The sequence below is a fragment of the Stenotrophomonas sp. 78350_Sma genome (assembly GCF_056482105.1).
On record NZ_CM151182.1, the window covers coordinates 23,154 to 44,635 of the forward strand.

Consider the following 21,482-nt stretch of genomic DNA (forward strand, 5'->3'; position numbering starts at 1 on the left):
AGGAGCCGGCCATGCCCCGTCTTGAACGACCCGCACCGTCCGTGTTCAACGCCCTGCTCGATCCGCTCGGCCAGCGCACCGCGCAGCGCCGTACGCGTCGCCACGAAGACCCCCAGGCGGTGGCGCAGGACTACCTGCAGTACATGCTCAGCGACTACGAGGAACGCCGCGGGCAGAGCCATCGCAACTGGCGTGACCTTTGCCCGGTGTATGCCTTCGCGTTGACCACCCATGCTGCCGATTGGCCACGCGGTGATGCCGCCGATACCTGCGAGGAACTGGCGGAGCATTGGGAACAGATGCGCGGCCACTCTCGACTGAGCTGGTCGCAGGCGCGGCCGGTGGTGGAAGACGCCTGGCGCGCGCTGGACCATATTCCGGCGGCAGCGGTGAGGCCGTTGCTGCAGTAGTGCCGGCCGCTGGCCGGCAACCCCAGGAAACTTCAGGCCGCGAGCCTCAGCCGGCCAGCGGTCGGCACTGCCGTTTTCCGTAGAACCCACGTGCACGGCACGCACACGGATGGTTTACGCGCTTCGGCCCACGCTGGGCACCCTGCCCCATCAAAGGTGTGCTCATGGCCCGCCCGATCTGGACTGGCACGCTGTCGTTCGGACTGCTCAATGTGCCGGTGTCGCTGATGTCCGGCGAGCGCAAAGTCGATCTCCAGTTCCGCATGCTCGACTCCCGCGATCGCAAACCGATCCGCTTCGAGCGGGTCAATGCCGATACCGGCGAGGAAGTGCCCTGGAAGGACATCGTCAAAGCCTACGAGTATGACAAGGGCAGCTATGTCGTGCTGGAGGAAGGTGATATCCGGTCTGCGGCACCGGAAAGCCACGAAGCGGTGGAAGTGGAATCGTTCGTGGATGCGTCGCAGATCGACCCGCGCTATTACGAGAAACCGTATCTGCTGGTGCCCGGCAAGAAGGCTGAAAAGGGCTATGTACTGCTCCGCGAGACGTTGCGCAGCACCGGTAAGGTGGGCATTGCGAGGGTAGTAGTGCGCACGCGCGAGTATCTATGCGCGGTGATGCCGCAGCAGGATGCGCTGGTGCTGATCATCCTGCGCTATCCGCAGGAACTGGTGGATCCCGAGGACTACAAGCTGCCCGCCGGCAAGTTGAGCGACTACCGTATCACCGGCAAGGAAACGGCGATGGCCGAGCAATTGATCGAGTCAATGTCCGGTGAGTGGGATCCGTCGCACTATCACGATGAATTCCGCGAGCGCCTGCAGCAGGTGCTGAACAAGCGCATCAAGTCCAAGGGCGGTACCACGCGGGTGGAAGATGAGCCTGCACCGCGTGAGGATGCCAGTACCAATGTGGTTGATTTCATGGCGCTGCTGCAGAAGAGCCTGGATGCGAACAAGCGCACGCCGGCGAAGAAGGCCACGGCGCGCAAAGCAGCCGCCAAGTCGCCAGTGAAGAAGGCCGTAAAGAAGACAACAAAGAAGGCTGCAAAGAAGACCGCACAGCGACGCAAGGCAGGTTGAACCATGTCGTTGCACCAGTACCGGCGCAAGCGCAGACTTGGCGGTGGCGCCGGGCAGACGCCGGAGCCCGACGATACGCTTGCACGCGCTGATCCCAGGCGGCGGCCGATCTTCGTCATCCAGCTGCACCATGCCAGTTCGCGCCACTACGACTTCCGCCTTGAAATGGACGGCGTGCTGAAGAGCTGGGCCGTGCCGAAGGGGCCTTCGCTGCGGGTTGGTGAGAAGCGACTGGCCGTGGAAGTGGAAGACCATCCACTGTCCTACGCCGGCTTCGAAGGAGATATTCCGGAAGGCCACTATGGTGCTGGCCATGTCGATGTCTTCGATCACGGCACCTGGGCCTGTGAAGGTGATCCACTACAGGCGTTGGCGTCCGGAAAGATCGACTTCGTTCTGCACGGGCAACGCCTGGCCGGTGGCTGGAAGCTGGTGCGGACGGCGATGAAAGGACGCCAGGTGCAGTGGCTGCTGATCAAGCGTGATGACAGCGAAGCGCGCGACGCCGAGGCGGATGATCTGCTGACGGCACCCATACCGCCACGGGCGCCTGCAGCGAAGAAGCGTTCCGCAGAGAAGGCGGCGCGCGCCGCGCCCGCCGCACGCACGGTCACACGCAAGGCCGATGCACGCTGGCATGCACGCGCGCTGAAACTGCACGGCGCACGTGACACGCCTTACCCACCCGCCTTCAAGCCGCAGTTGACCGATCATCGCGAAAGCGCGCCGGACGGCGACCGCTGGCTTCACGAGATCAAGTGGGATGGCTATCGCCTGCTGGCTGACCTGCACGATGGCGAAGTCAAGCTGCGCTCCCGCAATGGTCTGGATTGGACCGATGATTTTCCCGAAGTGGTGCAGGCCGTGCAGGCGCTGCCGGTGCTTGATGCGCGCCTGGACGGCGAGCTGGTGGTGCTGGACAAGGAGGGCCGCAGTGACTTCGCAGCGCTGCAGCGCGTGATCGACGGTAGCTCGAAACAACCGCTGCGCTACATCGTTTTCGATCTTCCGGGTGTGGCCGGCGTGGACATCAGTCGTGCACCGCTGGTGGAGCGCAAGGCGCTGCTGAAGGACCTGATCGGGCCGGCGCCCGGCATCCTGGCGTTCAGCGAACACGTGATCGACCATGGCCCTCAGGTATTCGATGCCAGTGGCGAGGCGGGATTCGAAGGCATCGTCAGCAAGCAGGTGGATGCGCCGTATGTGAACACCCGCGTGCGCAGCTGGGTGAAGGTGAAGCATGAAGACACCGACGAGTTCGTGATTGTCGGCTACACGGCGCCGAAGGGTTCACGGGTGGGCTTCGGTTCGTTGCTGCTGGCAACGCCGGACAAGGGTAGATTGCGCTACGTAGGGCGAGTCGGTACCGGCTTCGATGACGAGAACCTGCGCGCGCTGCTCAAGGCATTGCAGCCACTGGCAGTAAAGATGCCGGTGCTGCAGCTTCCGGCGCATGTGCCGTTCCGCGCTGCCAGCGTGCGCTGGGTAGAACCGCTGGCGGTGGCGGAGGTGGCGTTCCGTGGCTGGGGCAAGGAAGGCCTGCTGCGCCAGGCCAGTTTCAGGCGGTTGCGCAGCGACAAGCAGAAGGAGGACCTGGGAATGAGCACCGCAGATGCCGAAACCGGAGGCGAGGTCCAGATCACGCATCCGGAGCGGGTGGTGTTTCCAAAGCAGGAACTGAGCAAGGGCGACGTGGCCGATTACTACCAGCGCATGGCGCGCTGGATACTGCCCGAAATCGCCGGACGGCCGCTGTCACTGCTGCGCTGCCCCGATGGCGTGGGCAAGGCCTGTTTCTTCCAGAAGCACCATGGCCCCGGCCTGGGGGATGCGGTGCATGCGGTGCCCCTGCAGCAGAAGAGCGGCCGCGAGGACTACGTCCATATCGACGATGCGCGGGGCCTGCTGCAGCTGGTGCAGATGAACACCCTGGAGCTGCATCCGTGGGGGGCGACGGTGGCTGACCCGGAGCATCCGGATCGACTGGTGTTCGATCTCGACCCCGGAGAAGGCGTCAGCTGGGCACAGGTGAAAGCGGGAGCGCGCGACGTGCGTGACCGCCTGCAGCAGATTGGCCTGCAGAGCTTCGTACGCCTGTCCGGTGGCAAGGGCGTGCATGTGGTGGTGCCGCTGCAGCCCAAGGCTGGCTGGGACGAGGCGAAGGCGTTCTGCGAGGCGTTCGCGCAGGCAATGGCGCTGGAGCAGCCTGATCGCTACGTGGCAACGATGAGCAAGGCCAAGCGCAGTGGCGTCATCTTCATCGACTGGCTGCGCAACACACGCGGTGCTACCAGCGTCTGTTCGTGGTCGTTGCGCGCGCGCGATGCTGCCGGCGTGGCGGTGCCGCTGCGCTGGGAAGAACTGGCCCGGGTGAGCGCGGCCGACGCGTTTCCGATGGCCAAGGCACTGGCGCGCGCGAAGCGGCTGAAGGGGGATCCATGGCAGGGCATCACGCGGCTGAAGCAGACGCTGCCGTCGCCGAAGCGGTAGTGCCGGCCGCTGGCCGGCAACTGCAGGATGGCCGAGGTTGCCGGCCAGCGGCCGGCGCTACCTGTGTGCGCTCAGCGCGGATCGCGCGAGGCGCGGCGACCGAACCACCAGCCGGCCAGCAGCTGCAGCGGCAGTGACGCCAGCAGCGAAACGACGAACCACAGGGGAAAATCCGCGCCTGTGGTCCATATCGCATAGCCGCAGCCCAGCGCGATCAGCGACCAGATGGAAAAACCATGCGAACGCGGCCAGCAGGGCGCGTAGTAGGTGGCGAAGGAAATGCCGGCGATGCCGCCAAGTACGCTGAAGACCAGGTCCCATCCCAGCTGCACGCTGTTGCTGTCCGGCGACAGGCCCAGCAACGGCGGCAGCCAGCCGGCGACGCTGCTGACCAGCGCAAGCGACAGCACGCCGCCGATCAGGGCGACGATGGACAGGAACAGGGTCTTGAGCAGGCCGGGCATGCGCGCATTGTACGGCGGCGCGAAGTGCCTGAGGTTGCCGGCCAGCGGCCGGCACTACCGATGGGTCGGCACGGCCGCCGTGCCCGTGGGAGAGGGGTACGGAGCAGCGGCGGCCATGCACAGGCGGTCAGGCGGCGAAGTCGAGCACCACGCGGCCTTCGATGGTGCCCGCGTGCATGCGCGCGAACACATCGTTGATGTTCTCCAGGCGATCAGTACTGACCGTGGCCGCGACCTTGCCTTCGGCGGCGAACTGCAGCGATTCCTGCAGGTCCAGGCGGGTGCCCACGATCGAGCCACGCACGGTGATGCCGTTGAGCACCATGCCGAAGATGTCCAGCGGGAAGTTGCCGGGTGGCAGGCCGTTGAGCGAAACGGTACCGCCACGGCGAACCATGCCCAGCGCCTGCTCGAACGCCTTCGGCGACACCGCCGTGACCAGGGCGCCATGCGCGCCGCCGATCTCCCTTTTCAGGAAGGCGGCCGGATCGGTGGTGCGCGCGTTGACGGTGACCTGTGCACCGAGCTGCCGGGCCAATGCCAGTTTGTTGTCGTCCACGTCCACCGCGGCCACGTTCAGGCCCATCGCGCGGGCGTACTGCACCGCCATGTGGCCCAGGCCGCCGATGCCGGAAATCACCACCCAGTCCCCGGGCTTGGTGTCGGTCACCTTCAGGCCCTTGTAGACGGTCACGCCGGCGCACAGCACCGGCGCGATCTCGACGAAGCCCACTTCCTTCGGAAGCAGGCCGACATAGTTGGCATCGGCCAGTGCGTACTCGGCGAAGCCGCCGTTGACCGAGTAGCCGGTGTTGCGCTGCGTTTCGCACAGCGTTTCCCAGCCGCCCAGGCAGTGTTCGCAATGGCCACACGCCGAGTACAACCAGGGGATGCCGACCCTGTCGCCTTCCTTGACGTGCCCTACCCCGCCTCCCACGGCCACGATGTGCCCCACGCCCTCGTGACCGGGGATGAACGGCGGGTTCGGTTTCACCGGCCAGTCGCCCTCGGCGGCGTGCAGGTCGGTGTGGCAGACGCCACAGGCCTCGATCCTGACCAGTACTTCGCCCGCCCCCGGGCGCGGTACCTGGACTTCCTCGATCACCAGTGGCTTGCCGAACTCACGCACGACGGCAGCCTTCATGGTCGAATTCATGTTCGGATCTCCGTAGTGCGCTTGCCCACAGAATGACGCCGGCTCGAGGCCGGCGCTTTGATCACGATCAAACCCTCGAGGATTCGTGCGGCAGGTTCAGCTGGCCAGCACCGACGCCTCGCGGGCCAGGCGTTCGATGGCGTCCCAGTCACGGGTCTGCAGCAGCGCCGGCGTGGTCAGCCACGAGCCGCCCACGCACAGCACGTTGGACAGGTGCAGGAACTGCGGCGCGGTCTGCGCGCTGATGCCACCGGTCGGGCAGAACCGCACATCGGCGAACGGGCCGTGCCAGGCCGCCAGCAACGCAGCGCCACCGGCCTGCACCGCCGGGAAGAACTTGAAGGTGTCTTGGCCGTGCTCCAGGCCCAGGATCAGGTCCGAGGCGGTGGCGGCACCGGGCAGGTACGGCAGGTCGGCATCGCGAGCGGCGGCATACAGCGCCGGCGTGGCACCGGGGGACACCGCGAAACGCGCACCGGCCTGCTGCGCTGCCTGCATCTGTGCGGCATTGAGCACGGTACCGGCGCCGATCACTGCATCCGGCACGGCCTCGACCATCGCCTTGATGGCGTCCAGCGCCTGCGGCGTGCGCAGGGTCACCTCGATCACCGGCAGGCCGCCGCGGAACAGCGCCTGGGCTACCTCGACGGCTTCATTCACGTCTTCGGGGGTGTACACCGGAATCACCGGTGCCAGCTTCAACAGCGCACGCAGGCGCGGATCAGCGCTGGACATGGTCTTGCTCCTTGCCCGACGGGGCATTGCGGATCGCCGCCGGGTCCGGCAGCGCAGCGGCGCATGATGCCATGCGCGCTGCGAAGGCGCTGGTACCCTGCCCTGCGACGGGTTCAGACCGCGTCGGCCTGCAGTGCCTGGATACGGCGCTGGTACCAGTCACCCCCAAGCGGATCGAACACCGCCGAACGTTCCATCGGCGCTTCGTACACATGCACCGAAATGGCCAGGGCTTCATCGCTGGCATTGCGCAGGGTGTGGTACTCGTGAGGTGGAATCAGGCTGCCGGCACTGCCGCAGCCGCCGCGCAGCACGGCATGGCGGCGGAAGCGCCAGCGCTCGCCGGCGCACTCCAGCAGTTCATAGCGGGTGATCTCCAGTTCGCCCGACCACACGCCCTCCACACACCACATGGCATCGTGGTCGTGCAGCGGCGTGCCCTGCCCTGGGCCCCAGCTCATGGCAATCACGCTGTAGCCGTGTTCGCGGCTGTGGTACAGCGGGCGTCGCGCGTAATGATCACTGACCGGACGGTGCACGCATTCGGGCAACTCGATGCGGCTGTCCGCGATGGCTTCCTGCAGCGCCAGCTGCAGGTCGGCGGTGATGCGCTCGGCATCACCGGAGGTCATCGCCGCGTCGACTGCGGCGATCAACCGGTCACGGCCACGGAACGCCGGAAACGGAGAGGTCTGCAGGTCCATGCCCCGACTGTAGCGGAGCCTGGTTAAGGGAATGTTGGTGTTCGCGCGCGTCGCACCCGCATTCATGGCAAGCACGCGTGAAAAACGGTTCAGATGCAAATGCTGTAGAGCGATCACAATGGAACCTCACGCGGTAGAACGTGTCGAACACGACGTGTTCCGCTCCAGCTGCGACATTCCGCAACTTCGCGCCCGACGGGCGCAAGGCTAGACTTCTCCGACTTACCTGGTTCTATACATGTCAGTGCGAATTATTAGCGATGCCGCGTTGCCGGCATCGAAGGGCAGGGCTGCCACGATCAACGACATCGCACGACTGTCGGGAGTTTCCAAGAAAACGGTTTCAAGAATCATCAACAACTCGCCGCTGGTGCGCAAGGACACCCGCGACAAGGTCGAGGCGTTGATGCGCGAGGTCGGTTACGTGCCCGACCCCCTGGCGCGCGGGCTCGCGTTCCGCCGCTCCTTCCTGATCGGCCTGGTGTATGACGACCCGGGCGCCCAATGCATCGTCGACCTGCAGCATGGCGCGCTGGAAGCGCTGCGCGGCACCGGTTATGAGCTGGTGGTGCATCCCTGCGACAGCCAGGACCCGGAGTGCGCGCAGGGCGTGCGCCGCTTCGTGCAGCAGCAGAAGCTGCATGGGGTGATCCTCGGCCCGCGTGCATCCGAATCGGTTGCACTCGCGCAGATGCTGGACGACATCGACTGCCGCTACGTGCGCATCAATGCACATGCGTCGGAGGATGAAGTGCAGGCGGTGGTCACCCACGATCGCGATGGCGCGGCAGCAGCAGCGGGTTACCTGCTCTCGCTCGGCCATCGTGACATCGCAGTGATCGCCGGGCCGGGAGACCGGCGCGCGGCGCGTGAGCGTACCCATGGCTTCCTTGACCGGTTGGCCCAGGTGGGGCTGACCTTGCCGGGCGAGCGCGTGCTGGAAGCGGGCGATACCTTCGAGTCCGGCGTGCATGCCGCAGAGCGCCTGCTGATGGGCGGACAACGGCCCAGCGCGATCTTCGCCGGCAACGACGAGATGGCGGCCGGTGTCTACCAGGTTGCGCTGCGTGCGGGCATTGCCGTGCCACAGCAGCTGTCGATCGTCAGCTATGACGACAGCCCGCTGGCCTCGCGGTTGTGGCCGCCGCTGACCTCGGTGCGCCGCCATGTGTCCGACATTGGCCGCATGGCTGCGGCGATGCTGGTGCAGACCGGGGTGCCTGAGGCCCCGACTGCGGCCAGCGTTCATCCACAGCTGATGGTGCGCGGTTCCTGCCGGGCCGTGGACGCCTGAGCGCCCTGCCCTTGCCTGCACCGCTGCAACGGCGCAGGCAGGCAACAACGAAAACGGCGCACCCAGATGCGCCGTTTTCACTGCGAAGCGGTGCGCGTTGTGCCTACACGTCGCCGCCGTCGGCCCAGCCTTCCCCCGTGCCCTTCTGGAACACGCGGTCATCGTTCTGCACGTCACCGGCAGGCAGGTGCGCCTGGTCGGCCAGTGCCGCGTAGATCGGGGTGAAGTCCGGCGACGTCGCCTGCATCAGCTGCTCGAAGCTGTCGATGACGAAGTAGGTCTTCTGGAAGGTATCGATGCGGTACTTCGTACGCATGATGCGCTGCAGGTCGAAGCCGATGCGGTTGGGCGCGGCCGATTCCAGCGAGTACAGCGATTCGCCCTTCGACGACACGATGCCGGCACCGTAGATGCGCAGGCCTTCGGGCGTATCGATCAGGCCGAACTCCACCGTGTACCAGTACAGGCGGGTCAGGTTCTGCAGCGCATCCGGGCCGATCGCGTGCGCTTTGACGCCGCCGCGCCCGTACGCCTCCATGTAATCGGCGAACACCGGGTTCATCAGCAGTGGCACGTGGCCGAACAGATCGTGGAACAGGTCCGGTTCGGCGATGTAGTCGATCTGGTCCGGGCGACGGATCCACCAGGTCACCGGAAAACGGCGGTTGGCCAGGTGGTCGAAGAAATCCAGTTCCGGCAGCAGGCCTTCGACGCCGACCAGGGTCCAGCCGGTGGCCGCGCCCAGTACTTCGTTGAGCTGGTCGAAGCGCGGAATCATGTGAGCGCTCATGCCCATCTCGTCCTGTGCATCCAGGAACTCCTGGCAGGCGCGGCCGACCAGCAGCTCGCGCTGGCGCTGGTACAGCGTGCTCCAGGTGGCGTGGTCGTCGGCGGTATAGGTGTCCCACGGCTGCTCGACGAGCGCGGTGGTATACACCGGCACGTAGCCCTTGTCGGTCTGCTGGTGTTCGACGCGGCGGGGCTGGGCGAGGTCCATGGGGCACTCCTGGATGGGATACCCACGATGCTAGGGCAGGGGGCGCGCAACAGGGTTGCAAAAGTTGCGTCGATTGGCCTTGTTGGCGCAATATCCTTGCGTACTCACCATGTTGCGGGGCAACAATGGCCGGAGAAGTCCAGTTCGATCGCACGGATATACGCCTGCTTGCTGAAATCCAGCGTGATGGGCGCGCCACCAACGCCGAGCTGGCGACGCGGGTGAACCTCTCACCCTCGGCCTGCCTGCGGCGGTTGCAGCGGCTGGAAAGCGAGGGCGTGATCGTCGGCTATGGCGCGCGGCTGGAACCACGGCAGCTGCGGCTGGGCCTGCAGGCTTTCGTGCGGGTGCAGCTGGAAAAGCACGACCAGGCCGCCATCGGCCACTTCGTGGACAGCGTGCAAGCGTGGGACGAGGTGGTGGCCTGCCATGCGCTGACCGGCGACATGGACTACCTGCTGCACGTCTACGTACGCGACCTGGAGCACTTCTCGCGCTTCCTGCTGGACCGGCTGCTCAACGCCGGTGGCGTGGCCGATGCCAATTCCAGCTTCGTGCTGCGCACGGTGAAGGGTTTCCAGGCACTGCCGCTTTCGCAGCTGGAGCCGTGATCATCCGGCGGATGTGGGAGAGCGTGACTTGCTTTGCATCCTGGGCGACGCAAGGCATTTTCCTACGGTGAGACGGATGAACCTCTGACAGAGTGACGCAATCAGCCTTCCTAGACTCACTGGACAACCCTGTCCGGAGAGATCGACATGAAAGTCTGCCTTGCTCCAGTCATTGCCCTGCTTGTCGCTGGCCTGATGCCGGCCGCTGCGGGCGCTTCCCCCCAGATCGCCAACGCCCAACCTCTGGCGCTGAGTTGCGGTACCACTGAATTCGTCGGCATGACCAGCAACTCGTCGACGCTGGCCAAGCGCCAGTGCAATGGCAGCTATGTCTATGGAATCGGCGTCTCGGTCAATGAAGCGGTGGAGAACCTCAACGGCTTCATGGCGGTGCTGCAGGCTGGCGTGAGCTGCAGCGCGGATGCCAGCAGCATCGTTAGTGGTGCCTACGGCAAGGGTGTTTTCGCCCAGTTCGTCTGCAATGGCTGGCCGATTGCCGGCGTGGGCAACTCACCCACCACCGCGGCGCGCAACTCGCTGGCCATCGCGACGGAAATGGCGGCCACGGGTACCCATTGCTCAGCGCCCCTGCAGGGTTCGTACTATCCGGAATCCTGGGGGTTCCGTTTCCGCTACGACTGCGGCAACACGCAGACCCTGAAGAGCTGGTCCATCAGTGGGCTCGGTGCCAGCATCGATGACGCCAACGTCATCGCCATGCGACTGATGCGTTATTCCACAGCGGCAGGCCAGAGCTGCAACTTCGAGAAGGCCGAAATCAATGGCGTCATTCTGCACGCCACGCTGGTCTGCAACGGCTCGTACATCCATGGCTACGGCAGCTCGGTGACGGCCGCAGCCAACGACGCACTGGCCCAGATCGGCGCCTGACCCGTCGTGAGGCCCCTGGGGGTGACCCGCATGGAGCGGGTTGCCCTCAGCACTTCTCCTTGCGGCCCATCAGCCTGCCCAGGCGCGATGCTTCCTCGCACTTCGGCGCCGCCACCGGCGCCGGTGCGGCTGCCGCGGCACGCGCGCGCTGCAGCTGCTGGATCTTCGCGCGGATCTGCGGCATCGCTGCCATCGCGGCCTTTTCACCTTCCAGGATTGCCGTGCCGCGCTGGCTGAAATCGGCAGCGCCGATGTCCAGTACCTTCGGGCGGATCACGATGTCGGCGCGCGCCAGTTCCTGCTCTCCCAGGCGCTGGCCCATGATCGAGATGGACTGGTTGACGATGCCCAGCATGTCGGTCGGCGCCTTGCCGCTGGCCTTGCTGGAAATGTCCACGGCGATCACGAAGTCGGCGCCGAGCTGGCGCGCGGCATCCACCGGCACCGGGCTGACGACACCGCCATCGATGTAGTTGCGGCCGCCGATCTTCACCGGCTCGAATACACCGGGAATGCTGCTCGACGCGCGCACCGCCTGGCCGACGTTGCCGCGTACGAAGATCGCGCGCTCGCCGGTTTCCAGCTGCGTGGCGACGGCGGCGAACGGCTTCTTCAGGCGCTCGGCCGGGCGGTTGGCGACCTGTTCGTTGACGTAGTCCTGCAGCTTCTGGCCCTGCACCAGGCCACCGGAAAACAGGCGCACGTCGCGGATGCTGGCTTCGTCCAGCGCCACCGCCTTGCTCTGCATCTGGAACGCGTCCATGCCGCTGGCATACAGGGCCCCGACCACGCTGCCGGCGCTGGTGCCGGACACCACCACCGGCTCGAAGCCGTTGGCTTCCAGCATCTTGATCACGCCGATGTGGGCGAAGCCCTTGGCTGCGCCACCACCGAGCGCGATACCGATCTTCACCGGCTTGGCCTGCGGCACCACGGTGGGAGCCGGTGGCGGCGTGGGGCGGACCGGGTCGCCCCCGCAGCCGGCCAGCAGGCCGATCAGGGCGACGGACAGCAGCATGCGGGGGCGGAACAGGCTCATCGGCAGTGCGCTCGCGGCGCCGGATTCAGGAAAGGGCGCCAGCATACCGAAGCCGTGGCGGGGCGGGCAGGGTGGGGGAGTTGCCTATTCAGCAAAAAACGACCCCGGTAGGTGCCGACCTTGGTCGGCACACGCAGATTCCAGTGCCGAGCAAGGTCGGCACCTGCCAAACGAGTGGGTCAGAACCGGTTGTCACCGTCCAGCATCCGGCCAAGACCCCCCAGCACCGAACCTTCGCCGCGGCTCTGGCCACCGCCCTGCGGTGCGGCCATCCACATGCGCCCGGCCAGGCGCGAGAACGGCAGCGACTGCAGCCAGACCTTGCCTGGCCCGGTCAGCGTCGCCAGGAACACGCCCTCGCCACCGAACAGCATGCTCTTGATGCCGACGACCCGGCGCACGTCCATGTCCACCGTGGGGTGATACGCCACCACGCAGCCGGTATCCACGTCCAGGCGTTCACCGGCAGCCAGCTCGCGCTCGACCACGCAGCCGCCGGCGTGGATGAACACCCAGCCGTCGCCTTCCAGCTTCTGCATGATGAAGCCCTCGCCGCCGAACAGGCCGGTCATGATCTTGCGCTGGAACTGCACGCCGATCTGCACGCCGCGGGCACCGGCCAGGAAGCTGTCCTTCTGGCAGATCAGGCGCCCGCCATGCTGGTCCAGTTTCATCGCCAGCACGGTGCCGGGGTAGGGCGCGGCGAAGGCGACCTTGCCCTTGCCGTGGCCGCTCTGCGTGTAGACGGTAGCGAACAGGCTCTCCCCGGTCAGCACGCGCTTGCCTGCGGCCATCACCTTGCCCATGAATCCACTCTGCTCGCCGTTGGCGGCGCCGAACACCGTGTCCATCTGCACCGTGGCGTCCTTGAACATCAGCGCGCCGGCCTCGGCGATGGCGCTCTCGCCGGGGTCGAGCTCGATCTCCACGAACTGCATTTCATGGCCGACGATGCGGAACTCGATGTCGTCGGCGCGACCACTGGTGCCCGCCGGCACCGGCGGCGGGGTGTTGGGCATGCCCGGCACCGCGGACTGCAGCTCGGCCACCTCGGCGATCGGCGTCCACCCGCTCATGCCCTGGCACCAGGCCAGGGCGCGTGGATTGGCCTGCGCGTAGCGGCGCGCGGCCTCGTCATCAAGCGGGCCGATGCGCTCGGCCTGGGCGGAGGCATGGAAGTACCACTGGGTCATGGCGGCGGGTCCGTCGCGGTGGAAACCCCGAGTCTAGCGAGCGCCCGGGGGCGCCGGCGACGGGGCCATGAACGGCGGGCATTTGCGGCGTAGGTGCTGTATTGCAACAATTATCTGGTAGCGCCGTTTTACCACCCCTCCAAACACAGCCTACCGCCATGTCCCCGACCCGTACTTCCCGTGGCCGCCTCCCGGTCGCGCGCCCCCTCGTTGCCGCTCTTTCCGCCCTGCTGCCGCTGGTAGCAGCCGCCCAGGAAACCCCCGCTGCCAAGGATCCGGTTGCCCTCGATGCCCTGCAGGTGACCGCGCAGCGCCGCGTCGAGAACGCCAAGGACGTACCGGTCGCACTGAGCGCGATCCAGGGCGAGAAGCTGGATGTGCTCGGCTCGGCCGGCGATGACATCCGCTTCCTGGCCGCGCGCGTGCCCAGCCTCAACATCGAGTCGTCCTACGGACGTGCCTTCCCGCGCTTCTACATCCGTGGCCTGGGCAACACCGATTTCGACCTCAATGCCTCTCAGCCGGTGTCGCTGGTGTATGACGACGTGGTACAGGAAAGCCCGCTGCTGAAGGGCTTCCCGCTGTTCGACCTGGCCAACGTGGAAGTGCTGCGTGGCCCGCAGGGCACGCTGTTCGGCCGCAACACCCCGGCCGGCGTGGTCAAGTTCGATTCGGCGCGTCCGTCGCAGGATGCCGACGGCTACGTGCGCGTGGGCTACGGCAGCTACAACAGCTGGAACGTGCAGGGCGCCTACGGCGGCCCGCTGACCGACCGCTGGTCGGCACGTGTCTCGGCGATCTACCAGCGCCGCGATGACTGGGTCGACAACACCCGCGCCGGCGCCCCCAACAGTGGCTTCGAAGGCTATGACGAAGCCGCCGGCCGCGTGCAGTTCCTGTACGAAGGCGACGACTTCGAAGCGCTGTTCAACCTGCACAAGCGCAAGCTCAACGGTACCGCCCGCCTGTTCCGCGCCAACATCATCCAGAAGGGTGGCAATTCGCTGGTCGAGAACTTCGACCGCGACAAGGTGGCCAACGACGGCGTCAACTTCTCCGACCTGGAAACCTGGGGCGGCAGCGCGCGCCTGCAGTGGAACCTCGGCTCGGTGACGCTGCACTCGATCACCGGTTATGAAACCGCCGAATCGCTCAACCGCGGTGATATCGACGGCGGCTACGGCGCGGCCTTCCTCGGTGCCGGCAACTATGGGCCGGGCCTGATTCCGTTCTCGTCGGAGTCGGCCGACGGCCTGCCGCACCACCGCCAGTGGACGCAGGAAGTGCGCATCGAGTCCAACGAATGGGGCCGCTTCGACTGGCAGGCTGGCGTCTTCTACTTCGATGAAGACGTGACCATCAACAACTTCAACTACGACTCGCTGACCCCGGGCAATCCGCAGACCGGCCACGTGGTGCAGAACCAGCGCAACAAGGCGTGGGCGGTGTTCGCTTCGGGCGACTTCGATGTCACCGACCGCTTCAAGCTGCGCGCCGGCGTGCGCTACACCCAGGACAAGAAGGACTTCAGCGCCAGCGTGCTGCAGGCCGTTCCGTTCGGCACCCCGGTCAGCGGCCCGTACCTGGCCAACACCGACGTCAACGACGTCAGCTGGGATGTCAGCGGCGTGTACAAGCTGACCGACGACATCAACGCCTACGCCCGAGTCGCCAAGGGCTTCCGCGCACCGTCGATCCAGGGCCGCCTGGCCTTCGCACCGGGCCTGTCGCAGGCCGATTCGGAGAAGGTCATCTCGTATGAAGCCGGCATCAAGGCCGACCTGTTCGAGCGCCGCGCGCGCCTGGGCCTGAGCGTGTTCCGCTACAACGTCGACGGCCAGCAGCTGATCGCCGTGGGCGGCACCAACAACACCGCCACCCTGCTCAATGCCGACAAGACCATCGGCCAGGGCGTGGAGCTGGACCTGGAGGCCTACCTGGCCGACAACGTGCTGCTGACCTTCGGCAGCAGCTACAACGACACCGAGATCAAGGACAAGAACCTGGCGGTGGCGATCTGCGGCGGTGGCTGCACCATCACCGACCCGACCACGGTGATCAACGGCCAGACCTATGCGCTGGTCAACGGCAACCCGCTGCCGCAGGCACCGAAGTGGATCCACAACGCGACCCTGCGCGTGGGCTTCCCGCTCAGCGATGGCAGCGAGCTGTACGCCTACACCGACTGGGCCTACCGCAGTGCGGTCAACTTCTTCATCTACGAGTCGCCGGAATTCCGCGGCCGTAGTTCGCTGGAAGGCGGCCTGCGCCTGGGCTACAACTGGGATTACGGCCAGTACGACGTGGCCGTGTTCGGCCGCAACCTGACCAACCAGACCCGCGTGGTCGGTGCGATCGACTTCAACAACCTGACCGGCTTCCTCAACGAGCCGCGTACCTGGGGCGTGGAGTTCACCGCGAAGTTCTGATGCGGTTGCTGCGTTGATGCAATGAAGAAGGGCCGGCGCAATGCCGGCCCTTCTGCCTTATGCCCACCGGTTGCCGAATGGGGTCAGAGCCCTTCCCTTCGGAAAGGGCTCTGACCCCGGATCGCTGCTTACAGCGCGCTCTGCGGGCGCACCTTCAGCACCGCATTCTCGGTGGTGCAGTCGCGGCTGGAATGCAGGCCGGCCTTGCGTGCGGCGGCGATTTCCTTGCGCGCGGCCAGCAGGTCCTTGTTGAACGCGGCGTTGTCGTGCAGGCGGGCCACGGCGGCGGCGCCCATGAAGCGGCCTTCCAGGATGTCGCTCTGCCAGTGCACGTTGCACACCAGGCGGCTCTCACCGTAGTTTCGGCCGCGGGCCTGGATGGCATCGGCGCGGTCCGGCGCGATCTCCGACAGGATCAGGGCCCAGGCCCAGCCGATCGAGGTGTGGCCGGACGGGTAGGAGCCGTTCTTGCGCAGGCCGTCCTCGTCCTTCGGCGCGCAGGTCGGCTCACCGTTGACCATGAACGGACGCGGGCGCTGGTAGTGGTTCTTGGCCGCCTTGGTGGCGGCGCTGGCGTCGATCCGGCTGCGCTCCAGCAGGCGGTACAGCGCCGGCGTCTTCACTGCGTCGACGTCGATGTCGGCGGCGCAGGAGAAGTGGTTGGCGCCTTCCGGGAAGCCGAGCTCCGCATCGACGCCGGCCTGGGCGAAGCGCGGGCTTCCACGCAGTGCACGCGCTTCACGGCTGACCTGTTCGTCCAGGGCCATGGCGGCCGAACCGGCCACCGGCGGTGCTGGTACCAGGTCGAGGCTGGCCGGGACCGCATCCTTGTCCAGATAGCCCACCGCCTTGGTGGTGATGCTGGCTTCGACAGCGGTCGGCTTGGCGGCGGTGGCGGCGCAACCGGCCAGGCCCACGGCAATGGCGAGGCCGAGCAGCGGGCGGGCAGGGCGGGAAATCAACGACATGGACGGGCTCCGGAGAAAAAACACCGCGCCATGATCGCAGTCCGTATACGACACCGCAGTGGCCATCGGTCATACGGCCAGACCCGGCATGGTCATCAGAACAATATGAAAAGCGTCATGGAGTGGCGTCAGTCTCCTGAATCCGGGCGCAGCGCACGGACTTTCACGCCGCTGCACCGCGAGCATCGGCACTACGGCAGGCGCCAGCGCCGTCCAGTTCCAGCCGGGTCGGGGGGATCCGCAGACAGAGGGAGAGAAGCGATGCGCAGCACCGCAACAGGAAGTACCGTCCTGGCCCTGCTCCTCGGGCTGGCAACCGCCCAAGCGCAGGCCGCCGACGTGGTCGGCGTGGCCTTCGTGCATGGCACCGGCGCACAGACCAACGCCACCCAGGACTACTGGCAGCCGGCCATCATCGACACCGTGCGCCAGGGCCTGCCGAACAGCAGCAACTACGTGGTCATCAACTGTGACTTCACCCAGTACATGTGGAAGCCGGAAGCCGCCGGCTGCCTGGCCAACCAGCTGACCAGCTTCATCGACAGCCGAGGCATCACCCAGCTGGTGGTGATCACTCATTCCAATGGCGGCAACGTGGTGCGCTGGATCCTGTCCAACCCGACCTACGACAGCCGCTATCCGAAGATCATCCGCACGGTGCGCAAGGTCACCGCGCTGGCACCGTCTTCGGCGGGCACACCGCTGGCCGATGCGGTGCTCAACGGCAACACCTTTGAAACCTCGCTGGGCTGGCTGCTGGGCTACAAGAACGATGCCGTGCGGCAGCAGCAGGTGGCGAGCATGGCCACCTACAACGCGCAGAACCTGTACGGCACCGCAGGCCGCCCGGCATTGCCCAAACCGTTCCGCGCGGTGGTGGGCAGTGACGTGGAATCGGCGGTGTGGGACAGCAACAGCTACTGCGGTGGCTATGCTGCCAATGTCGGCCTGGAGTTCACCCAGAACTGGCTGTCGTCCTGCTCGGATGGCTTCCTGGAGTGCAGCAGCCAGAAGGCCGCCGGCACCACTTGGTTCACCGACAAGCAGCGCACCAAGGATGCCGAGCCGCTCAGCCACAACCAGAGCCGCCGCGAGTGCTTCGGCCTTGGCACGATCCTGCGCAACGACCTGACCCAGTGAGGGAGACGACCATGACGATCCATTCCACCTTGCTGGCCAGCGCGGTGCTGGCGGTGCTGGCCCTCTCCACAGCGCAGGCGGCGCAGCCGTTGAATGCCGCACGTGCCGGCGATCAGGTACCCGCTGCACTGGTCGCTGCGCCGTTGCCGGCCGATGACAGCGAACATGCACCGCTGTCCTTCGCCTGGGCGTTGGACCCGGCGCAACCGCTGCAGGCCGCGACGCCGTATGCCTCGGTCAGCCGCAGCTACTGGCAGCAGGTCGATGGCGCGCAGCTGCAGCGTGGTCTGGACCTGCCCCTGACGGCCGCCGATGCGGTGATCCAGCTGAGCCCGGCCGAAGGCGCGCGTGCAGTGCCGGCCAACTCGCTGCAGGTACGCGACCCGGCCGGCCGCAGCAGTGTCGCCCGCAGTGTCGATGCGCGCGCGCTGCAGGACGCCGGCATGCCGGTGAGGGATGGCAGCAGCATGCTGCGTACCGGCGCAACCAGCGCGGCCGGTGCGTACACGCTGCAGAGCGCGCGGGCACAGGGCCGCTACGTGGTGCAGGTGCTGGAGCCGAACAGTCCGCTGCGGCTGGAGGTGCAGGCCAACCAGGCGCAGGTGCTGGCCGGTGGCAACCTGCAGCTGCAGGCGCGCCTGCTGGAAGACGGCGCCACTCCCGCAACGCTGGCCTCCCGTCGCAGCAGTCTGGGCGGTGAAGCGTTGCTGGTTGCACCGGACGGCCGCAGCTGGCCGCAGCGCCTGCTGCGCACCACCGATGGCGCCCTGCGTGCGCAGGTACGGATTCCGGCTGATGTCGGCAACGTGCAGGGGCTGTGGGAGCTGCAGGTGTTCGCCCAGGCCGATGGTGTGCTGCGCGATGGCAAGGTGGCGTTCGCGGTGGCGCGGCCGACCGCGCGCTTCACCGGCCAGGCGGCACCGGACCCGGCCAGCCGCCAGGTGGCGTTGCCGCTGCAGGTGGCCGCCGCTGGCCGCTACGAAGCACGCGGCACGCTGTATGCCACCGGCCGCGATGGCCAGCTGCAGCCGGTCGCGCAGGCGCATGCGGCCGCGTGGTTCGATGGTCCGGGTGCCGGCCAGCTGGTGCTGCCGTTCGACCAGGCCGCGTTGCCGGCGGGCTTCGGTGCACCGTACGAACTGCGCGACCTGCAGCTGCAGGACCAGAGCCGGATGGCACCGATCGAATCGCGTGCGCTGGCGTTGAAGTTCTGAGGTTGCGTGCGGCGGGCCGCGTTCCGGCCCGCTGCACCGTTTTCTGTAGAGCCGAGCCTATGCTCGGCTGCCGTTCCCCGCGGCCAGGAGCAGCCGAGCATAGGCTCGGCTCTACAGTGGCATGTCGATTATCCCGCGTACGCGGTCAGCCGGCCTTCCTGCTCACACACGGTGATCGCGCCGCCGAACACCGCCGACAGCGGTTCGTTGCGCAGCAGCTCGGCGCGGGTGCCGTCGGCCAGTATCCGGCCATCGCGCAGCAGCACCACCCGCTCGATCTCGGGAATGATCTCTTCGATGTGGTGGGTTACCAGCACCAGGGTGATGCCCTGCTGCGCCAGCACCCGCATGGTCGCCACCAGCTGTTCGCGGGCGACCAGGTCCAGACCGGTGGAGGGCTCGTCCAACAGCAGCGCCTGCGGCCGGTTGACCAGCGCGCGGGCGATCAGCACCCGGCGGGTCTCGCCGGCCGACAGCTCGGCGTAGGCGCGTTCACGCAGCGACAGCGCGCCGGTCATCGCCAGCGTCTCGCCGACGCGTGCACGCATGTCGGCGGTCACCTCGCGGAAGGCCGGCACCACGTAGCTGGCAAAGAAGCCGGACAGCACGGCCTGCTCCACGGTCAGCCCCGGCATGTCGGCCAGGTTGCTGCTGAGGTCGCCGGTGACGATGCCCAGCTGCGAGCGCAGCCGGTCCACCTGCCAGCGGTTCTGGCCCAGCACCTTCACGGCCACCGAGCCGTCGACCTGCGCCAGCGGATACAGCTCGCGGGTGATCAGCTTGATGAAGGTCGATTTGCCACAGCCGTTGGGGCCGAGCAGGGCGGTATGCTGGCCCTGCGCGATGCGCAGGCTGAGCCCGTGCAGCACCTTCACCTGGCCGCGCACCACGGTGGCGCGGTCCAGTTCGATCAAGGGGGGCAGCTCCGCGACGGGCGGGGCGGCGGTCATGGTGCTGGCGCGTGGATCAAGGCTCGACAACTCAGGTCCCCAACTGTGAACGGTGCCACGGATGACGGTGGCAATCACCGCCGCAGGGATGCAGTTTGCAACGCAAGCGCCCATGATGTCTGCCATCCCCGCGTCGATACGGAGAGCCGCCATGCCCGATGCCCTGATGTCCCTGTTGACCGGTGGTGTGCTGGGCCTGGGCTGGTGGGCCATGTTGGCAGTGCTGCTGGTCTTCACCCAGATCACCATCTTCTCGGTGACCCTGTACCTGCACCGCAGCCAGGCCCATCGCGGGGTCGACTTCCACCCGGCGCTGGCCCACGTGTTCCGGTTCTGGCTCTGGCTGACCACCTCGATGATCACCCGTGAGTGGGTGGCCATCCATCGCAAGCACCACGCCAAGGTGGAAACCGAGGACGATCCGCACAGCCCGGTCACCCGTGGCATCGGCACGGTGTTCTGGCATGGCGTGGAGCTGTACCGCGAAGCGCGCGGCATGCGCGCGGACATCGAGCAGTACGGGCGTGGCACCCCGGATGATGCGATCGAGCGCCACCTGTATACCCCGCATGCCACGTTGGGGCCGGTGCTGCTGCTGGCGATCAACGGCGTGTTGTTCGGCCTGCCTGGCGTGGCCCTGTGGGCGATCCAGATGGCGTGGATCCCGTTCTGGGCCGCCGGTGTGGTCAATGGCCTGGGCCACTGGTGGGGCTACCGCAACTACGAGTCGGCCGATACCTCCACCAACCTCACACCGTGGGGGGTCTGGATCGGTGGCGAGGAGCTGCACAACAACCATCATGCCTTCCCCAGTTCGGCGCGCTTCGCGATGCGGCGCTGGGAGTTCGACATCGGCTGGAGTGCGATCCGTCTGCTGCAGGCGCTGCGCCTGGCCAAGGTGCTGCGCGTTGCACCGGCCATGGACGTACGCCCGAACATCGCCGTGCCCGATGCCGAAACCCTGAAGGCGCTGCTCTCGCACCGCTTCCAGGCGATGACCGACTACCAGCGCAATGTGTTCATGCCGGCCCTGCGCGAGGAAGCCGCCCATGCGGGGGCCAAGCTGCGCCGTCTGCTGCCGCGCCGTCTGCGCCGTGGCCTGGTCAATGATGGCCGCTGGTTGAAGCCGGACAGCCGCGCCCAGCTCAGCGAATGGGTGGCACAGCGACCACGCATCCGTACCCTGGTCGAGTACCGCGGGCGTTTGGCCGCGTTGCTGGAAGCGCGCGGCCACGACGCGGCCGAGCGCCTGCACCAGCTGCAGGCCTGGTGCCGCGAGGCGGAGGAGAGCGGTATCGCCGCCTTGCAGGCCTACGCCGCACGGTTGAAGGGCTACAGCCTGGTGGGCGCGTGAGGGCAGGGTGCGGGGTTCTGCTGGCGGTGCTGCTGCCGGGTGCGGCGCTGGCCCAGGTCACCGACACCGCCAGCTACCTGCAGCGGATGGACAGCGATGGCGACGGCCGGGTGAGCGAGGCCGAGTACGTGCAGTGGATGCTGTACGCCTTCGACCGCATGGACCGCAATGGTGACGGTGTGCTGAGCGCCGACGAACTGCCCGGCGGCAAGGGCAAGGCGATCAGCCGCGAGCGGCAGCGGCAGGTGATCGTGCAGCGCTTCCACATGCAGGACGCCAACGGTGATGGCTTTCTGGATGCGCGTGAACTGGCGGCACCGCCGCGCTGACGCTGCACCATCGCCGGGCATGGCCCGGC

At 66.8% G+C, this 21,482-nt stretch carries 20 protein-coding genes; 11 read left to right on the forward strand and 9 right to left on the reverse strand.

The annotated features are described in order from the left end of the window. The first annotated feature begins 11 nt into the window (after positions 1-11). From ACZK4H_RS00105 to ligD, 3 genes are all read left to right on the forward strand, one after another. Positions 12-410 (forward strand): hypothetical protein, encoded by a 399-nt coding sequence (locus ACZK4H_RS00105; protein WP_004132921.1) that lies wholly within the window; start codon positions 12-14, stop codon positions 408-410. A 164-nt stretch (positions 411-574) separates the two neighbouring features. Further along, entirely contained in the window at positions 575-1,495 is a 921-nt protein-coding gene (gene ku / locus ACZK4H_RS00110) for a non-homologous end joining protein Ku (protein WP_099554124.1), read from the forward strand. Between the two features lie 3 nt (positions 1,496-1,498). Then, positions 1,499-3,985, forward strand: coding sequence for a DNA ligase D (gene ligD / locus ACZK4H_RS00115; RefSeq protein WP_099554122.1), 2,487 nt, complete (start codon positions 1,499-1,501; stop codon positions 3,983-3,985). Positions 3,986-4,056: 71 nt separating this feature from the next. On the opposite strand, the gene ACZK4H_RS00120 is transcribed toward ligD, so the two are convergent. The 4 genes from ACZK4H_RS00120 to ACZK4H_RS00135 form a co-directional block, all read right to left on the reverse strand. Then, entirely contained in the window at positions 4,057-4,449 is a 393-nt protein-coding gene (locus tag ACZK4H_RS00120; RefSeq protein ID WP_099554120.1) for a hypothetical protein, read from the reverse strand. Between the two features lie 127 nt (positions 4,450-4,576). Then, entirely contained in the window at positions 4,577-5,605 is a 1,029-nt protein-coding gene (gene adhP / locus ACZK4H_RS00125; protein ID WP_099554118.1) for an alcohol dehydrogenase AdhP, read from the reverse strand. 96 nt (positions 5,606-5,701) lie between these two features. Continuing rightward, on the reverse strand, positions 5,702-6,340 hold the full coding sequence (gene eda, locus ACZK4H_RS00130) for a bifunctional 4-hydroxy-2-oxoglutarate aldolase/2-dehydro-3-deoxy-phosphogluconate aldolase (protein ID WP_099554117.1): 639 nt from the start codon (positions 6,338-6,340) through the stop codon (positions 5,702-5,704). A gap of 113 nt (positions 6,341-6,453) precedes the next feature. Further along, positions 6,454-7,044, reverse strand: a complete 591-nt coding sequence (locus ACZK4H_RS00135; RefSeq protein ID WP_099554114.1) for a cysteine dioxygenase family protein — start codon at positions 7,042-7,044, stop codon at positions 6,454-6,456. 238 nt (positions 7,045-7,282) lie between these two features. Here ACZK4H_RS00135 and ACZK4H_RS00140 point away from each other — a divergent pair, with 238 nt between their 5' ends. Beyond that, positions 7,283-8,338, forward strand: a complete 1,056-nt coding sequence (locus ACZK4H_RS00140; protein ID WP_099554112.1) for a LacI family DNA-binding transcriptional regulator — start codon at positions 7,283-7,285, stop codon at positions 8,336-8,338. A 103-nt stretch (positions 8,339-8,441) separates the two neighbouring features. Here the strand turns inward: ACZK4H_RS00140 and phhA are convergent, their stop codons facing one another. Continuing rightward, the gene (gene phhA, locus ACZK4H_RS00145) at positions 8,442-9,335 is read right to left on the reverse strand and encodes a phenylalanine 4-monooxygenase (RefSeq protein WP_099554110.1); all 894 of its coding nucleotides are present in this window, start codon (positions 9,333-9,335) and stop codon (positions 8,442-8,444) included. Positions 9,336-9,460: 125 nt separating this feature from the next. Between phhA and ACZK4H_RS00150 the strand changes: the two genes are divergently transcribed. Next, positions 9,461-9,946 (forward strand): Lrp/AsnC family transcriptional regulator, encoded by a 486-nt coding sequence (locus ACZK4H_RS00150; RefSeq protein ID WP_046985032.1) that lies wholly within the window; start codon positions 9,461-9,463, stop codon positions 9,944-9,946. A 147-nt stretch (positions 9,947-10,093) separates the two neighbouring features. Further along, positions 10,094-10,837 carry a hypothetical protein gene (locus tag ACZK4H_RS00155; RefSeq protein WP_099554107.1) on the forward strand — a complete coding sequence of 248 codons (744 nt, stop codon included), beginning with the start codon at positions 10,094-10,096 and terminating at the stop codon, positions 10,835-10,837. Between the two features lie 46 nt (positions 10,838-10,883). On the opposite strand, the gene ACZK4H_RS00160 is transcribed toward ACZK4H_RS00155, so the two are convergent. Continuing rightward, positions 10,884-11,876 (reverse strand): patatin-like phospholipase family protein, encoded by a 993-nt coding sequence (locus ACZK4H_RS00160; protein ID WP_099604037.1) that lies wholly within the window; start codon positions 11,874-11,876, stop codon positions 10,884-10,886. 179 nt (positions 11,877-12,055) lie between these two features. Further along, positions 12,056-13,069: a TIGR00266 family protein gene (locus ACZK4H_RS00165; protein ID WP_099552629.1), complete on the reverse strand. Its 1,014-nt coding sequence runs from the start codon at positions 13,067-13,069 to the stop codon at positions 12,056-12,058. A 158-nt stretch (positions 13,070-13,227) separates the two neighbouring features. Between ACZK4H_RS00165 and ACZK4H_RS00170 the strand changes: the two genes are divergently transcribed. Next, positions 13,228-15,498, forward strand: coding sequence for a TonB-dependent receptor (locus tag ACZK4H_RS00170; RefSeq protein ID WP_099552628.1), 2,271 nt, complete (start codon positions 13,228-13,230; stop codon positions 15,496-15,498). Positions 15,499-15,626: 128 nt separating this feature from the next. Here ACZK4H_RS00170 and ACZK4H_RS00175 read toward each other — a convergent pair whose 3' ends face one another. Continuing rightward, on the reverse strand, positions 15,627-16,466 hold the full coding sequence (locus ACZK4H_RS00175) for an acid phosphatase (RefSeq protein WP_099552627.1): 840 nt from the start codon (positions 16,464-16,466) through the stop codon (positions 15,627-15,629). 261 nt (positions 16,467-16,727) lie between these two features. On the opposite strand from ACZK4H_RS00175, the gene ACZK4H_RS00180 reads away from it, so the two are divergent. Further along, positions 16,728-17,606 carry a lipase family protein gene (locus ACZK4H_RS00180; RefSeq protein WP_099552626.1) on the forward strand — a complete coding sequence of 293 codons (879 nt, stop codon included), beginning with the start codon at positions 16,728-16,730 and terminating at the stop codon, positions 17,604-17,606. Positions 17,607-17,617: 11 nt separating this feature from the next. Continuing rightward, entirely contained in the window at positions 17,618-18,820 is a 1,203-nt protein-coding gene (locus ACZK4H_RS00185; RefSeq protein WP_099552625.1) for a DUF4785 domain-containing protein, read from the forward strand. A gap of 128 nt (positions 18,821-18,948) precedes the next feature. On the opposite strand, the gene ACZK4H_RS00190 is transcribed toward ACZK4H_RS00185, so the two are convergent. After that, positions 18,949-19,770, reverse strand: coding sequence for an ABC transporter ATP-binding protein (locus tag ACZK4H_RS00190; RefSeq protein ID WP_099552624.1), 822 nt, complete (start codon positions 19,768-19,770; stop codon positions 18,949-18,951). Between the two features lie 151 nt (positions 19,771-19,921). On the opposite strand from ACZK4H_RS00190, the gene ACZK4H_RS00195 reads away from it, so the two are divergent. Then, positions 19,922-21,124, forward strand: coding sequence for a DesA family fatty acid desaturase (locus ACZK4H_RS00195; protein WP_099552623.1), 1,203 nt, complete (start codon positions 19,922-19,924; stop codon positions 21,122-21,124). Beyond that, the gene (locus ACZK4H_RS00200) at positions 21,121-21,453 is read left to right on the forward strand and encodes an EF-hand domain-containing protein (protein ID WP_099552622.1); all 333 of its coding nucleotides are present in this window, start codon (positions 21,121-21,123) and stop codon (positions 21,451-21,453) included. The genes ACZK4H_RS00195 and ACZK4H_RS00200 overlap by 4 nt, the downstream gene beginning before the upstream one ends. Positions 21,454-21,482 lie beyond the last annotated feature (29 nt).